At 72.8% G+C, this 15,148-nt stretch carries 16 protein-coding genes; 7 read left to right on the plus strand and 9 right to left on the minus strand.

Annotation, left to right across the window (positions count from 1 at the left end):
• Nucleotides 1-47: 47 nt before the first annotated feature.
• Nucleotides 48-500 carry a nitroreductase/quinone reductase family protein gene (locus ON36_RS25070; RefSeq protein ID WP_043658484.1) on the minus strand — a complete coding sequence of 151 codons (453 nt, stop codon included), beginning with the start codon at nt 498-500 and terminating at the stop codon, nt 48-50.
• Between the two features lie 125 nt (nt 501-625).
• Here ON36_RS25070 and ON36_RS25075 point away from each other — a divergent pair, with 125 nt between their 5' ends.
• Nucleotides 626-874, plus strand: coding sequence for an Rv3202a family protein (locus ON36_RS25075; protein WP_043658485.1), 249 nt, complete (start codon nt 626-628; stop codon nt 872-874).
• 9 nt (nt 875-883) lie between these two features.
• On the opposite strand, the gene menD is transcribed toward ON36_RS25075, so the two are convergent.
• The 3 genes from menD to ON36_RS25090 form a co-directional block, all read right to left on the minus strand.
• Nucleotides 884-2,515, minus strand: coding sequence for a 2-succinyl-5-enolpyruvyl-6-hydroxy-3-cyclohexene-1-carboxylic-acid synthase (menD, locus tag ON36_RS25080; protein WP_043658487.1), 1,632 nt, complete (start codon nt 2,513-2,515; stop codon nt 884-886).
• Nucleotides 2,516-2,745: 230 nt separating this feature from the next.
• Nucleotides 2,746-3,030 carry a hypothetical protein gene (locus ON36_RS25085; protein WP_043658489.1) on the minus strand — a complete coding sequence of 95 codons (285 nt, stop codon included), beginning with the start codon at nt 3,028-3,030 and terminating at the stop codon, nt 2,746-2,748.
• Between the two features lie 271 nt (nt 3,031-3,301).
• Entirely contained in the window at nt 3,302-3,748 is a 447-nt protein-coding gene (locus ON36_RS25090) for a DUF6918 family protein (protein WP_043658491.1), read from the minus strand.
• A gap of 173 nt (nt 3,749-3,921) precedes the next feature.
• Between ON36_RS25090 and ON36_RS25095 the strand changes: the two genes are divergently transcribed.
• From ON36_RS25095 to ON36_RS25110, 4 genes are all read left to right on the plus strand, one after another.
• Nucleotides 3,922-4,815 carry a 1,4-dihydroxy-2-naphthoyl-CoA synthase gene (locus ON36_RS25095; protein ID WP_043658492.1) on the plus strand — a complete coding sequence of 298 codons (894 nt, stop codon included), beginning with the start codon at nt 3,922-3,924 and terminating at the stop codon, nt 4,813-4,815.
• 372 nt (nt 4,816-5,187) lie between these two features.
• The gene (gene menE / locus ON36_RS25100; RefSeq protein ID WP_043658507.1) at nt 5,188-6,321 is read left to right on the plus strand and encodes an o-succinylbenzoate--CoA ligase; all 1,134 of its coding nucleotides are present in this window, start codon (nt 5,188-5,190) and stop codon (nt 6,319-6,321) included.
• A gap of 65 nt (nt 6,322-6,386) precedes the next feature.
• Nucleotides 6,387-7,382 carry a daunorubicin resistance protein DrrA family ABC transporter ATP-binding protein gene (locus ON36_RS25105; RefSeq protein ID WP_043658493.1) on the plus strand — a complete coding sequence of 332 codons (996 nt, stop codon included), beginning with the start codon at nt 6,387-6,389 and terminating at the stop codon, nt 7,380-7,382.
• Nucleotides 7,379-8,212 carry an ABC transporter permease gene (locus ON36_RS25110; RefSeq protein ID WP_043658494.1) on the plus strand — a complete coding sequence of 278 codons (834 nt, stop codon included), beginning with the start codon at nt 7,379-7,381 and terminating at the stop codon, nt 8,210-8,212. Before ON36_RS25105 ends, ON36_RS25110 begins: the two co-directional genes overlap by 4 nt.
• Nucleotides 8,213-8,259: 47 nt before the next feature.
• On the opposite strand, the gene ON36_RS25115 is transcribed toward ON36_RS25110, so the two are convergent.
• Entirely contained in the window at nt 8,260-11,847 is a 3,588-nt protein-coding gene (locus ON36_RS25115; RefSeq protein WP_052314330.1) for an AfsR/SARP family transcriptional regulator, read from the minus strand.
• A gap of 89 nt (nt 11,848-11,936) precedes the next feature.
• On the opposite strand from ON36_RS25115, the gene ON36_RS25120 reads away from it, so the two are divergent.
• Nucleotides 11,937-12,401: an SRPBCC family protein gene (locus tag ON36_RS25120; protein ID WP_043658496.1), complete on the plus strand. Its 465-nt coding sequence runs from the start codon at nt 11,937-11,939 to the stop codon at nt 12,399-12,401.
• A gap of 21 nt (nt 12,402-12,422) precedes the next feature.
• Nucleotides 12,423-13,295, plus strand: a complete 873-nt coding sequence (locus ON36_RS25125; protein WP_043658498.1) for a 1,4-dihydroxy-2-naphthoate polyprenyltransferase — start codon at nt 12,423-12,425, stop codon at nt 13,293-13,295.
• Between the two features lie 11 nt (nt 13,296-13,306).
• Here the strand turns inward: ON36_RS25125 and ON36_RS25130 are convergent, their stop codons facing one another.
• From ON36_RS25130 to ON36_RS25145, 4 genes are all read right to left on the minus strand, one after another.
• Nucleotides 13,307-13,696 (minus strand): phage holin family protein, encoded by a 390-nt coding sequence (locus ON36_RS25130; RefSeq protein WP_043658503.1) that lies wholly within the window; start codon nt 13,694-13,696, stop codon nt 13,307-13,309.
• Between the two features lie 41 nt (nt 13,697-13,737).
• A complete protein-coding gene (locus tag ON36_RS25135; RefSeq protein WP_043658504.1) occupies nt 13,738-14,319 on the minus strand; it encodes a Clp protease N-terminal domain-containing protein in 582 nt (193 codons plus the stop codon).
• Nucleotides 14,319-14,540 carry a hypothetical protein gene (locus ON36_RS25140; protein ID WP_043658505.1) on the minus strand — a complete coding sequence of 74 codons (222 nt, stop codon included), beginning with the start codon at nt 14,538-14,540 and terminating at the stop codon, nt 14,319-14,321. Before ON36_RS25140 ends, ON36_RS25135 begins: the two co-directional genes overlap by 1 nt.
• Nucleotides 14,541-14,628: 88 nt before the next feature.
• Nucleotides 14,629-15,148 (minus strand): pyridoxal-phosphate dependent enzyme (locus ON36_RS25145; protein ID WP_043658511.1); only part of this gene is annotated, 520 nt, incomplete at its 5' end.

Below are 15,148 nucleotides of genomic sequence, written 5' to 3' on the forward strand. Positions count from 1 at the left end.
GACGACGGCCGGGCGCGGAATTCATCGGCCCCGCGGCGACCCGCGTCTCAGGGCGCCTGCTTCTCCGTGCCCTCCCGTGGGGTCAGCAGGACGAGCGGGATCTCGCGGTCGGTGCGCTTCTGGTAGTCGCCGTACCCGCGATAGGCCGCGACGACCCGCGGCCAGAGTTCGGCGCGCTCCTCGGGCGTCGCGGTGCGCGCGGTCATCTCGCGGGCGGGCTCGCCGGGACGGGCCAGCCAGACCCGCGGATCGTCGCGGAGATTGAGGTACCAGGCCGGATGGATCGGGTCGCCGCCGCGCGAGGCGACCACCACGACGGTGTCGTTCTCGATGATGGGTGCCGTCAGCATGACCGACCGCCGCTCCCCGGACTTGCGCCCGGTCGTCGTGAGCTCGACGCTCGGCATGCCGAAGAAGCTGTCGCCGAGCCTGCCGCCGGTGACGGCGAGCAGGGCACGGTGCGCGGTGTTCATGGCCTTCAGCATCAGATTGCTCGGCATGTTCCCACCGTATCGGGCACTCGGCGGCGCGCAACCCGGTGCGCGCCCTTGCCGATCCGCCGCCGGGGGCGCAAGCTCGGAAGGACGGAACGAATCGACGCACACCGCCGAGAGGAGCACCGCCCATGACCGACCCCGCGGCCGCGCAGCCCCTGGACGCCGTCCCCGACGCCGACGCCGCCGAGCAGGCCCAATCGGTCTATCAGGACGCCGATCCCGACGACCCGGCCTTCGGCGACGCGGGTCCCACCGGCGATGCCGCCCTGGCCGAGGCGGTCAGCCGCGACGAGTGGTCGGCCGATCCCGCCGACGTGGCCGAGCAGCACCGCGAGGTCCCGCTCGACGACCGCGACGACTACAGCACCTCGGCCTGAGCCGGGCCGCTACGGCCCGATCTTCGCCCGCACGGCGGCGTGCAGCTCGCGCAGCCCGGACCGCTCGGTGACCACCTCGAGCACCCGCAGGCCGTGCGCGTCGCCCGCGAGCTCGGCGGTCAGGTCGGCCAGCCCGACCTGACGGTGCGGGATGCGGTAGGCCGCGCACAGGGCGGCCAGGTCCATGCCGTGCGGCGTGCCGAAGACCCGCTCGAACACGCCCGCGTACTGCGGGTCGCCCTGCTCGAGCAGTTCGAAGATGCCGCCGCCGTCGTCGTTGGCGACCACGACGGTCAGGTTCTCCGGTCGCGGTTCGCCGCGGCCGATGAGCAGGCCGGAGGCGTCGTGCAGGAAGGTCAGGTCGCCCATGAGGGCCACGGTCCGGCCGGGGTGGGCAAGGGCGGCGCCGACCGCGCCGGAGACGGTGCCGTCGATCCCGGCGACGCCGCGGTTGGACAGCACCCGGATGCCGGGACGCGGATGCGAGACCAGCGCCGCGTCGCGCACCGGGTTGGAGGCGCCGAGCAGCAGCTGGTCGCCCTCGCGCAGCGCGTCCATGACCACGGCCGCCACGTGCAGGCCGGTCGGCTTGGGATGGGCGCCGAGTTCGGCCCGGATGACCGCCTCGGCCTGCCGGTTCAGCTCGGCGCAGCGCTGGAGCCACGCCTCGCGCGGCGCGCCGGAGGTGACGGCGCGGGTGCCGGTGCCGACGACGTTGCCGGACACGTCGGGCCAGCGCGGGCCGGTGGTCAGCGCGTACACCGTGACGTGCGGGTCGGCCAGCACCTTCGACACCTGCCGGTGCAGGGTGGGCCGCCCGGTGATGATGGCCTGCTTCGGGCGCAGCAGCGGCAGCGCGAGCGGGTGCAGCGCGGGGCCGTGCATCGGGGCGGTGGGCTCGGCGACCGTGGGCAGTGCGGAGAGCTCGGGGCGCAGGCCCGCGCCGTGGCCGGAGATCACCACGGTGTCCGGGGTGAGGTCGATGTCGAGGGGGACGTCGAGGGTCGCGTACTGGGTGGCCGTCCACGGTTCGCCGGCCGGGCGGCCGGGCGGGGGCGGATCGGCCTTCAGCTCCGGGACGAGGGGCTCGCGCAGGGGGATGTCGAACTGGACGGGCCCCGCGTTGCCGGAGCGGGTGCCGCGCGCCGCGGCCAGGACCCGGCACACCGTCGAGCGCCACACGCTGTTCTGCCGCTGGTACGGCGTCTCCCCCGCCTCGGCCTCGGCCAGGCCGAGCCCGACCGTCGCGCGGACCTGGCTGCCGAACAGGCCGAGCTGCTCGACGGTCTGGTTGGCGCCGGTGCCGAGCATCTCGTAGGGCCGGTTGGCGCTGATGACGATGAGGGGCACCCGGGCGTAGTTCGCCTCGAGCACCGCGGGGCCGAGGTTGGCCACGGCGGTCCCGGAGGTCATCACGACCGGCACGGGCCTGCCCGAGGAGACCGCGAGCCCGACGGCGAGGAAACCGGCGGTGCGTTCGTCGATCCGCATGTGCAACCGCAGCGCGCCCGCGGCGTCGGCGGCCTGCAGCGCGAAGGCCAGCGGCGCGTTGCGCGAGCCCGGGCACAGCACGACCTCCCGCACGCCCCCGCGGACGAGTTCGTCGACGACCACACGCGCCTGCGCTGTTGACGGATTCACAACTCCCAGACTGTCAGACGCCGACCGCCCGGTCTCCCCCAGACCCTCGTTACTTCCGCCACGCCCGGCACGTGCCGCGCGCCGCCCCGCCCACGCCGACCCGGACGGAACACCTTTTTCGTACGAATACCGCAAACAAACCGCAATATCGTGCCGTCCGGACGGAACTCTCCCGGAAAGAGAAATCCGGTGGAATGCCGTGGCATTCCACCGGATTCACCGGTAGCGCGTCAGGACGCGGGCGCGGTCAGGTCCTTGATGCCGGTGATGGCCTCGATGATGTTGACCACGGCCGAGGTGCCGCCGTCGAGCGCGGAGCTGCCCGAGTCCAGGGTGCTGGAGCCGGCGGCCGAGCCGCTGAGCACGTCGGCCGAACCCAGCGACAGCTCCGCCGAGCCGGTCAGGGCGTCGGCCGAGCCGGTGGACTCGGCCGAGGCGACGGCGGCGGGGCCGAGGAGCAGGGCGGCGGCGGCCGTGGCGACACCGGCGGCGGCGAGGGTCTTGCGAGAGAACATGTGTGGAGCTTCCTTTCACGGCTGTGGCACGTCACGCCGTCTCGGCGCACCGGCAACGTTAGGAAAAGAAATTCGATAAATCCACCCGTTTCGTTTGTGCCGATGATCACCGTGAACAGTGTGAAAACGGCCCGTTCAATCGAGGTTACAGACCATTATGTTCCCGATCACATAGACCGATTCGCATAATGGCAATTGATCAGCTATTTACCACCGAAAAAGAAAGGGCGGCACACCCGGTGGGTGTGCCGCCCGAATCAGGCGCCGAGGGTCAGCCCGCGTGCTTCTGCACCAGGTCGCCCAGACGCGGCAGCGCCTCGATGACGTGCTTCTTGGCCGAGCCGCGCATCGAGGAGTACACCTTCTTCAGCGCGGGACGGGTGGACGCCTCGGCCCGCGCGTCGGTGACGGCCAGCAGAGCCTCGGCCACCTCGTCGGACTTGCCGGTCAGCAGGTCGGCGAAGGTGCCCGCGCCGCTGGCGGTGTACTCCGCCCAGAACGGCTCCAGCTGCTCGAGCAGCTTGGGGGCCAGCGACTCCAGCGCGTCGGGCACGATGGTCGGGCTGATCTTCTTGACGGCGGCGTAGCCACCCTTCACCGCCAGGCCGGACGCACCGCCTTTGTCCGAGACCTCGGCATCCAGAACCTCGACCGCGTCGGCAAGGAATGCCGGGCGCTTGGCGTCATCGAGCAGGGATTCAGACAGTGCTGCAACCACTTTCAGGTTCCTCCGGATTCGGTTCGTTGAACGAGCGGCTGCAACTATACGCACCGCCCGGCCGGGAGTCCCGGCGACCGCCCTACCTGCGGTTCATGGACATTCGACTACCTCGATCGCCGCGGCGTCAATGTTCTGTCGGTGCGCATTCCCGTACGGCATAACATCGGTGCGTGACGTTCAATCCGAAGCTGTGGCAGCCGGTACCTGGGTTCGAGGACCTGACCGACATCACCTATCACCGGCATATCGAACAGGGCACGGTCCGTGTGGCGTTCGACCGGCCGGAGGTGCGCAACGCGTTCCGCCCGCACACGGTCGACGAGCTGTACCGCGCGCTCGATCACGCGCGGATGACCTCCGACGTCGGCGCGGTCCTGCTGACCGGCAACGGCCCGAGCCCCAAGGACGGCGGCTGGGCGTTCTGCTCCGGCGGCGACCAGCGCATCCGCGGACGCAGCGGATACCAGTACGCCAGTGGCGAGACCGCCGAGACGGTCGACCCGGCCCGGGCCGGGCGCCTGCACATTCTCGAGGTGCAGCGGCTCATCCGGTTCATGCCCAAGGTGGTCATCGCGCTGGTGAACGGCTGGGCGGCCGGTGGCGGGCACAGCCTGCACGTGGTGTGCGACCTGACCCTGGCCAGCCGCGAGCACGCCCGGTTCAAGCAGACCGACGCCGACGTCGGCTCGTTCGACGGCGGTTACGGCAGCGCCTATCTGGCGAAGATGGTCGGCCAGAAGTTCGCCCGCGAGATCTTCTTCCTCGGCAGGCCCTACACCGCCGAGGAGATGCATGGGATGGGTGCGGTGAACAAGGTCGTCGACCACGACCGGCTCGAGGACGAGGCCCTCGAGTGGACCGCCGACATCAACGGCAAGTCCCCGCAGGCCCAGCGCATGCTCAAGTACGCGTTCAATCTGCTCGACGACGGGCTCGTCGGTCAGCAGCTGTTCGCGGGCGAGGCCACGCGCCTGGCCTACATGACCGACGAGGCCGTGGAGGGCCGCGACGCGTTCCTGGAGAAGCGCGCCCCCGATTGGGCGCCCTACCCCTGGTACTACTGAGTCGCGACCGGCGCGGGTCGCGTTGGCGCCGAACCGCTTCGGCGGGGCCCGACCCGCGCCGGGATCGAGTTGCCGACCCCGCGCGTGCCGAGCACGATAGGTGACGAGCGACGAGCGAGGCGCAGCGCCGGGCCCGCGACGATCGCCGTGTTGGTCCGGTCTTTCGTTTCGAGTGAATCGCAGTCCTGATGCATGGCTTTTACCGGGTTCCGCCCGCCGAACCGACCCGTTGGCCGGGTTTGTTCCGACACATGACACGATCGAACCCGTGAGGGAGCGCAGCAAGCTGATCGACCGTCGCGGGCCCGCTGGCGACCGTTGCGCACTGTTATCGGAGGTGGTGTCGTGAGCAAGCGGCTACGGACCTTGCAGATGCCGACCGGGTCGAGTGTCGGCGAGGTGCTGCCGCACCTGCGCCAGGCGCTCGACGGCGAGGGGCCGGCCTGGCTGCCCATCCCGACCACCGACCGCCGCGAGGCCCGCAGGCTCAGCGACGCCCTCGAGCCCGGCGAACCCATCGAGGACGACGTCGCCCTCGTGGTGACCACCTCCGGCACCACCGGCGTGCCCAAGGGCGCGCTGCTCGGCGCCGCGGCCCTGCGCGCCAGCGGCACCGCCACCCACGACCGGCTCGGCGGTCCGGGCAGCTGGCTGCTCGCCCTGCCCACCCACCACATCGCGGGCATCCAGGTGCTGCTGCGCAGCATCCTCGCGGGCACCGAGCCGACCGTGCTCGACGTCTCCGGCGGATTCCTGCCCGAGGCGCTGGCGGGCGCGGTCGCCGCCATGAACGGCCCGCGCCGCTACACCGCGCTGGTGCCGACCCAGCTGATCAAGGCCCTGGAGTCGCCCGTGGCGGCCGAGGCGCTGGCCGAGCTGGACGCGGTGCTCGTCGGCGGCGCGGCGACCCCGCTGCCCATCTACGACCGCGCCCGCGAGGCCGGGATCAACGTCGTGCGCACCTACGGCATGAGCGAGACCTGCGGCGGCTGCGTCTACGAGGGCGTTCCGCTCGACGGCGCGCAGATCCGCATCGAGGACGGCCGGGTGCTGCTCGGCGGCGCGATGATCGCGCGCGGCTACCGCAACATGCCCGACCACCCCGCCTTCGCCGAACCGGGCTGGTTCCGCACCGAGGACGCGGGCACCTTCACCGACGGCGTGCTGACCATCAGCGGCCGCCTCGACGAGGCCATCATGACCGGCGGACTGCTGGTCATCCCGCAGGTCGTCGAGGCCGTGCTGGCCGGTCATCCGGGGATCCGGGAGTGCGTGGTGCTCGGGCTGCCCGACGAGCGCCTCGGTCAGCGGGTCGCGGTGGTCGTCGTCCCCGCCGCGGGCGCGACGCCGACCCTGGACGAACTGCGCGCGCACGTCGTCGCCGAGCTGGACTCCATCGCCGCGCCGCGTGAGCTGGCGCTGATCGAGGAGATCCCGCTGCGCGGACCCGGCAAACCCGACCGCGTCCGGCTGCGGCAGCACCTGCTGACGGGCACCACCCGCTAGCTCTTGCGCGGCGGCGACACCGTCGCGCAAGAGCCGTGCAAGCCGCGCCCGGCACCGTTGCCGGCATGACTTACACAACCACTGCCCCGCTCGCGGTCGAGGCGGACAACCTGGTGAAGGTGTTCGGCGGGCAGCGTGCCGTCGACGGCGTGAGCCTCGCGGTGCCCCGCGGCACCGTCTACGGTGTCCTCGGCCCCAACGGCGCGGGCAAGACCACCACGATCAAGATGCTGGCGACCCTGCTGCGGCCCGACGGCGGCAGCGCCCGGATCTTCGGCCACGACGTCGTGGCCCGGCCCAACGCGGTGCGCTCGCTGGTCGGGGTCACCGGCCAGTACGCCTCGGTCGACGAGGACCTCTCGGCCACCGAGAACCTGATCATCTTCTCCCGCCTGCTCGGCCTCTCCCGCGCCGACGCCCGCCGCCGCGCGGTCGACCTGCTCGAGGAGTTCGCGCTCACCGAGGCCGCGGACAAGCCGCTGAAGAACTTCTCCGGCGGCATGCGCCGCAGGCTCGACCTGGCGGCCAGCCTCATCGCGACCCCGCCGCTGCTGTTCCTCGACGAGCCGACCACCGGCCTCGACCCGCGCACCCGCGCCCAGATGTGGGAGACCATCCGCCGGCTGGTGCGCGAGGGCGCGACCGTCCTGCTGACCACCCAGTACCTCGACGAGGCCGACCAGCTGGCCGACCGGATCGCGGTCATCGACCACGGCCGTGTCATCGCCGACGGCACCGCCGACGAACTCAAGTCCTCGGTCGGCGGATCCTCGCTGCACCTGACCCTGGCCGACAACGCCCAGCTCGACGAGGCCCGCCGCATCGTCACCGATTTCCTGGGCGCCGAGGCGGCGATCACCCCCGAGGCGGGCCGGCTCACCGCCCCGCTCGCCGACGCGAACCTCACCGCCGACCTGCTGATCCGCCTGCGCGAGTGGGAGATCGGGGTCGAGGAGATCACCGTCAGCAAGCCCACCCTCGACGAGGTGTTCCTCACCATCACCGGTCACCCGGCCGACGACGACACCGATTCCGACACCGACGCCAGGAGCGCCGCATGACCACCCTCACCGCCACCGCGCCCGCGGGCCCGGCGACCCTCGACACCGACGACGTCTCCGACCGGGTCGGCCTGCGCGACACCGTCGCCAACTCGTTCACCATGGCCTACCGCGGCCTGCTCAAGATCAAGCACAATCCCGAACAGCTCTTCGACGTCACCGTCCAGCCGATCCTGTTCACCGCGCTGTTCACCTACATCTTCGGCGGCGCGATCTCCGGCAGCGTCTCGGGCTACCTGCCGGTCCTGATCCCCGGCATCCTCGTGCAGACCGTCGTGCTCACCTCCGTGGTGACCGGCACCCAGCTGCGCGAGGACATGGACAAGGGCGTCTTCGACCGCTTCAAGTCCCTGCCCATCGCCCGCGTCTCGGCCCTGGCGGGCGCGCTGCTGGCCGATATGGTCCGCTACGGGCTGGCCTCGGTGCTGACGCTCGTGGTCGGCCTGATCCTCGGCTACCGGCCGCACGGCGGGGTCGCCGGCGTCGTCGCCGCCTGCCTCATGGTCGTGATCTGCTCGTTCGCGATCAGCTGGATCTGGGCGCTGGTCGGCGTCACCGGCAAGAGCGCCGCGTCCGTGCAGGGCATCTCGATGATGGTGATGTTCCCGCTGACCTTCATGTCCGGCGCCTTCGCCCCGGTGAGCACCATGCCGGGCTGGATGCAGGCGATCAACCACGCCAACCCGGTCTACTACATGGTCGAGGCCTGCCGGGATCTGATGAACAACAACCACTACGGCAGCAGCCTGATCTTCTCGCTGCTCGGCGCGGTCGCGGTGATCGTGATCTTCGCGCCGCTCACCGTGCGGGCCTACATGCGCCGCGCGTGAGACACGCGGACGGCGGCGCCGGGGCACGGTCCCCGGCGCCGCCGTCGTCACGTCCGGGCGAGATGGGTCTCCAGCAGGTCCAGGATGCGCCGGGCGGCGCGATGCCTGCCCGTGCCGCCTGCCGCGCGGACCGCGTCGTCGAACCGGTCCGCGCCGACGCGGCGCCGGTGCCGGGCGTGGTGGCGGGCCAGCTCCATCGACGGGAAGTCCTGGCGGGCGACCGAACTCGCGGCCAGCGCGAGCAGTTCGAGGCCGACGGCGTCGGCCGGGTCGCGGTCGAGCAGCCAGGACCCGACGCCGCACGCGACCGCCCCGACCTGCGGCAGGTCGTAGAGCACGACCAGCCGCTCGCCCGCGCCGAGCGCCACCTGGTTCACCAGGTCGCCGACCTCGCCCGCCCGGTCGTGCAGGACGTGCGCGCCGATGGCGGCCGAGGCGGTCATCAGGCCGCCGGGCCCTGGCACGAGTTCGGCCGTCGGCCAGCCGAGCAGCTCGAGCGCGCGCCGGTAGTAGCGCAGGCCGGCGCCCGTCTCGCCCTCGGCCAGCAGCAGTTCCGCGACCGCGCCCGCCACCGTGGCCAGGCGGTGGTTGCGCCGCACCAGCGGGTCGTCGAGGGGTCGGCCCGCCAGCGGTCCGGGCGAGGCGGGCTCGAGGACGAACCCGAGTTCGGCGCGCGCGCCCGCGACGTCGCCCGCGCCGATCAGAGCCACCGCGAGGAAGCAGCGGCTCTCCATGATCTCCTCGTGGATGCGCAGCTGTTCCATGTTCTCCAGGGCACGGCGGTAGTAGGCGGCCGAGGCGCGGTAGCGGCCGCTCTGCCCGTCCAGCTGCGCCAGGTGCTGGCACACCATCGAGGTACCCCAGACGTCGGTGCCCGCCAGCAGTCTCAGGGCGTGCTGGGCGTCGCGGGTGGAGCCGTGCACGTTGCCCGCGTTCTCCCACACGTTCGCCCGGGCGAACAGCGCCGCGACCCGCACCTCGGGGTCGGGATGCCGCGTGCCCTCGGCCAGCAGCCTGCCCCGGCGCACGCTCGACACCCGCACGAAGACCAGTTCGGCGAGCAATCCCAGCGCGGGCCCGGGGATTCCGGTGCGCAGCAGGGCGCGGCCGCGGATCCGGACGGCGGCCAGCGCGCGATGGTTGTCGCTGAGGTAGGCCAGGTGCAGGAACATCATCAGCAGCGCGAACATCTGCAGGTCCGCGTCGAGGCCGCCGCGCGCCGGGGACGGCGCCAGCGCGACCGCGCGCACCGCCCAGCCCGAGAACTCCCGGTGCGCGCCACGCATGATCCACACCAGCGAGACCACCGGGAACACCGTGTAGAAGGTCGTCGCGTCGGCGCGGTCGACCGCGGCGCGCAGCACCGCGACGAGGTTGTCGGCCTCCGTGCCGACCGCCAGCACCGCGCCCACCTGGTCGCCCTCGCGATAGCGCAGCACGGAGGCCAGGGCGAAGTCCCTGGCCCAGCGCGCCATCCGGTCCTCGACCAGCGCCGCTTCGCCCTCCACCGCGACCAGGTGTTCCTCGCCGAACTCGCGCACCGTCTCCAGCATCCGGTAGCGGATGCCGTGCTCGGTGTCGTCGAGGACGGTCAGCAGCGACTGACCGACCAGGCCCTCGATGGCCGCCGCCACGTCGACGACCTGGGGGCCGTGCGCGACGGCCTCGGCGGCGGCGAGGGTGAAGCCGCCCGGGAATCGGCACAGCCTGCGCAGCGTGACCTGCTGGTCGGGGTCGAGCAGGTTCCAGCTCCAGTCGATGACCGCGTGCAGGGTGCGGTGCCGGGCGGGCGCGGAACGGTCCCCGCTGCGCAGCAACGCGAACCGGTGCTCGAGGCGGGACTCGATGTCGGCCACGCTCATGGTGCGCACCCGCGCGGCGGCCAGCTCGATGGCCAGCGGCAGGCCGTCGAGGGTGCGGCACAGGCGGGCGACGGTGTCCGGGTCGAGGCGCACGTCCGGCCGGACCGCGCGCGCACGGGCCCGGAACAGCGCGGTGGCCGGGGAGCCCGCGGCGTCGATGCGCAGCGGCGCGAGGGGGTAGACGGTCTCGGCGGTGATGGCCAGCGGCGCCCGGCTGGTGGTGACCACGGTGAGCTGGGCGCAGCTGCCGAGCAGGTCGGCGACCACCGCGGCGGCGGCGTCGACGAGGTGCTCGCAGTTGTCCAGGATGAGCAGCATGGGCCGCGCCGACAGGGCCTCGCGCAGCCGCCGCGCCGCGGCGAAGGCCGCCGCCGGGCGGATGATGCCCTGGTCTCGCAGGGTCTCGCCGAGCCCGATCGTGGCGCTGATCGCGGATTCCACCGCGTCGCGGGCGCCGGCCTCGTCGGTCACGTCGGCCCGCACGGGGGCAAGCTCGACCAGGACGACCGGCTCGGACCGGGCCACCCGCAGCCCGAGTTCGTGCGCGACCCGGGTCTTGCCGGTCCCGCCGGGCCCGAGCACGGTGGTGACCCGCGACCGCCGGATCAGCCGCTCGAGCTCGGCGAGATCCGCCGCGCGGCCCAGCAGTTCGTTGGGCGCGGCCCGCAGCCCGAGACAGAGATGCGCCGCGCCCGCCGCGCCGGTGTCGTCGCCCGCCGCGTCCGGCGCCGCGGACCAGCCCGGCGAGGCGCCCGCGTCGGGCGGCGAGGTGTTCGTCGCGTTCGTCGCGTTCGTCGAACGCCCCGCGCCGGAGGCCGGCGCGCCCGAGGGAAGGTCGACCCCGCCGCCGGTGTCCGGCATGCTCGCCGGACTCGGCCCGGTGGGCGGACCGTGCCGGCCCGCCGCACCCGGCCGGGCGGATTCCGCCTCGCCGTCGCGCACGCCCCGGCCCGGCGGCGGCGTGTACTCACCGCGCAGCAGCTCCGCGTTCAGCGCGGTGATCGCGGGCCCGGGATCGGTGCCGAGTTCGGCGGCGAGGGACAGGCGGTAGGCGGCGAAGACGTCGAGGGCCTCGGGGGTCCGGCCCGTCGCGGCCAGTAGGCGCATGAGGCCGGCGTGCGCGGACTCGTCGAACGGCGCCGCGGCGGCGGCCGCCCTGGCCAGCGGCAGCGCGCGGCCGGTGTCGCCCAGGCAGACGAGGGCGGCCAGCTCGATCCGGTCCAGCTCGGCGCGGACGTGGTCGGCGTCGTCGCGGAGCTCGGCGGCCAGCGGGGTGTCGGGCAGGTCCGCGCCGGGTTCGCCGCGCCACAGCGCCCGCGCCGCGCGGACCAGCGGCGGCACAGCCGCGAATTCGCCCGCCTCGTAACAGCTCCCGGCCCGCGCGGCCAGCCCGCGCGCCGCGCTCAGATCGATCCGCTCGGCGGGCAGGCGCAGGCGGTAGCCGGCGGGCCCGGCCTCCAGCGCGCCGTCGGGCAGGGAGGCCCGCAGCCGCGAGACCTGGGTGTGCAGCGCGTTCATCGGCGAGCGGGGCGGCTCGGTACCCCAGATGTCCTCGATCAGGGCGTGGGCGCTGCGCGCAACCCCGGGCCGCACCGCGAGCGCGGCCAGCAGCACCCTCGCCCGGCCGCCGGGCACCGGGACCAGCCGGTCGTCGCGGCGGACGGAGACGTCCCCCAGCAGCCCGACGACGATCTCCCGCGAAGCGTGCGCCGGGTCTCCGGCAGCCGGGATGGGATCGGGGTGCCTCAGCTCAGGAGGGTGGTGTGCAGACATGCCGGATCCATCGTAGGCGAGCCGGTTGTCCCGGGCAGGACGCGCGGCGTGACCGGAAACCGTCGGCCCGCCCCCTTACGCTGAGGCGCATGGCCGACTTCGAGGTGTTGCGGCAGACCACCGTCGCCGCCGAACCCGCGCGTGTGCGCGCCCTGATCGACGACTTCCGCCGCTGGCGTTCGTGGTCACCGTGGGAGGACGCGGACCCGAACCTGGCCCGCACCTACACCGGCCCGGAATCGGGGGTCGGCGCCCACTACACCTGGCGCGGCAACCGCAAGGCCGGGGCGGGCTCGATGGAGATCCTCACCGAGACCGACCGCGAGATCGGGATCCGGCTCAGCTTCGAGAAGCCGTTCGCCGCGGTGAACTCGGTGACCTTCACCATCGACCCGGTGCCGCAGGGCAGCCGGGTGTCGTGGCGGATGACCGGCACCCGAGGCGGCCTGTTCGGGCTGGTCGGCCGGGTCCTGCCGATGGACCGCCTGATCGGCAAGGACTTCGAACGCGGTCTGGCCCGGCTGAAGTCGGTCGCCGAGTCTCCGTCGGCCTGACCGCGCCGTTAGGCTCGGGCCATGGCTACAGCAGCGCAATGGATCGAGGGCGCCCGGCCGCGGACGCTGCCCAACGCGATCGCACCGGTTCTGGCGGGCACCGGCGCCGCCGCCTCGCTGGACGCGGCGGTGTGGTGGAAAGCGGTCCTCGCCCTGCTGGTTTCGCTGGCGCTGATCGTCGGCGTGAACTTCGCCAACGACTACTCCGACGGCATCCGCGGCACCGACGACGAGCGTGTCGGCCCGCTGCGGCTGGTCGGTTCGCGCCTGGCCTCGGCCACGGCGGTGCGCAACGCCGCGGTGGCCAGCCTGGCCGTCGGCGCGGTGGCCGGCCTCGTCCTCGCCGCGACGACGGCGTGGTGGCTGGTCCTGCTCGGCGCGCTGTGCCTGGCGGGCGCGTGGTTCTACACCGGTGGCAGCAAGCCCTACGGCTACAGCGGGTTCGGCGAGATCGCGGTGTTCGTGTTCTTCGGCCTGATCGCCGTGCTGGGCACCCAGTTCGTGCAGGCCGAGCGCGTCGACTGGGTCGGGTTGCTGCTGGCCTGCGGCGTCGGCGCGTTCTCCAGCGCGGTGCTGGTGGCCAACAACCTGCGCGACATCCCGACCGACACCGAGTCGGGCAAGATCACCCTGGCCGTCAAGCTCGGGGACGCGCGCACGCGCACCCTGCACCTGGTGCTGCTGCTGGCGCCGTTCGTGATCACCCTGGTGCTGGTGATCCGAACGCCGTTCGCCCTCGTCGGCCTGCTCGCGCTGCCGCTGGCCGCGCGCGCGAACGCGCCGGTGCGCGGCGGCAAGGGCGGGCTGGAACTGATTCCGGCGCTGCGCGACTCGGGCCTGGCCCTGCTGGCCTGGTCGGCCCTGAGCGCGCTGGCGGTCGGCCTCGCCGCCTGACCCGGCGGGGATCAGTCGTCGCCGTCGGGCACCAGGATGCCGAGCACCCAGTTGACCAGCGAGATGATGACGCCGCCCCACAGCGCGGCCCAGAAGCCGTCGACGCGCAGGCCGTAGTCGGTCAGCTCGGTGATCTTGGCGGTCAGCCAGAGCATGAAGGCGTTGACCACCAGCAGGAACAGGCCGAGCGTCAGGATGACGAACGGCAACGACAGGAGACTCACGATCGGCTTGATCACCGCGTTGACGGCGGTGAACACGGCCGCGACGATGAGCAGGATCGCGACCTTGCCCCACGTCTGGTCCCAGTCGGCGGGCACGACGACATCGATCTTGTCGATCCACGCCGCGGCCGCCCAGATGGCGACGGCGTTGATCACCAACCGAATCAATAGCTGCATGAACCAATGCTAGGCCCGGATCCGGCCCGCGCAGCGGAATCTCAGGCGGCCTGGTCGAGCAGGTCGTAGAGATCGAGGCGCAGCGACCGCACGGCGTCCTTGCCGCCGAGCAGGCCGAGGGTGGCCGGTTCGGCGGCCCGCAGCACGCCGAGCACCAGGTGGGCCGAGCCGATCTCCTTCTCGCTGCGCGCGATCGCCTCGCGCAGCGCGCACTCGAGCGACTTCCTGGCTTCGGCGGTGAACGGGATGTGCCCGAAGTTCATCCCCTTGACACGGCCGAGGAACCCGCGCCGCGGGGTCGGCTCGGCCCGGTCCCACGCGTCGGGTCCGAAGGTGCGGGCGACGCTGTCGCGCACCGCGTCCAGGTCGATGCCGACCGAGCGCAGCGCGGCCGCGTCGTCGGTGCCGAGCGGTCCGGCGGCGGCCCGGTCCGCGAGGGCCTCGCGCAGCGCCTCGGGGGTGTGACCGCGGGCGGCCATCAAGTCGCGCACGGGCGGTTCGGCGCGGTCGACCACGCCGAGCAGCAGGTGTCCGGCCTCGATGCGCGGGGACCGCAGCTGCCGCGCGTCCTCCTGGGCGACGACCACCGCTTCCCTGGCCACGGAACTGAACTTCTCGAACATCAGCGGGTACCGCCCTTCCGGTTGTGTTTCTGGTGGACCGCCTGCTTGCTGACCTCGAGCGCCTCGGCGATGGCCTGCCAGGACCACCCCTTCGCCCGGGCGTTGGCGACCTGGATGTTCTCCAGCCGGTCGGCCAGCTTGCGCAGGGCGAGGACGGCCCGCAGGCCGATCGCGGGGTCCGGATCGCCCGCCGAGTCGGCGAGGTTCGTTGCGTCGGTCATGCGTCAATTTTGATTGACGAACCGCAGCGTGTCAACAAAAATTGACGACGGCGGCCGCGCGGGCACCGCGGAGGACGAGCGGGGTGAATCAGCCGTTCCAGGAACCGGTGGCGTCGAACTCGGCGAGGACCGCCGCCGGGGGCGCGAGGTCGATGCCCTGAGCGGCGACCCAGGAGTCGTCGAAGTAGGTGCCGGAGTAGCGGTCGCCCCCGTCGCAGAGCAGCGTCACGACGCTGCCCGCGCGGCCCGCCGCGAGCATCTCGGCGACCAGGGCGAACGCGCCCCAGAGATTGGTGCCGGTCGACCCGCCGACGCGGCGGCCGAGCGCGGCGCTCGCGTGCCGCGCGGTGGCGATGGAGGCGGCGTCGGGCACCGCGATCATCCGGTCGACCACCTGGCCGACGAAGGACGGCTCGACGCGGGGGCGGCCGATGCCCTCGATCCGCGACGGCATCCCGGTCTGGAAGCCGGCGTCGCCGAGCTCGTAGCCGCCGTAGAAGGCCGACCCCTCCGGGTCGACCACGGCCAGCTTGGTGGCGTGCCTGCGGTAGCGGATGTAGCGGCCGATGGTGGCCGAGGTGCCGCCGGTGCCCGCGCCGACCACGACC

Origin of the sequence: Nocardia thailandica NBRC 100428 (genome assembly GCF_000308795.1) — a bacterium.
GTDB classification, from domain to species: Bacteria; Actinomycetota; Actinomycetes; order Mycobacteriales; family Mycobacteriaceae; genus Nocardia; species Nocardia thailandica.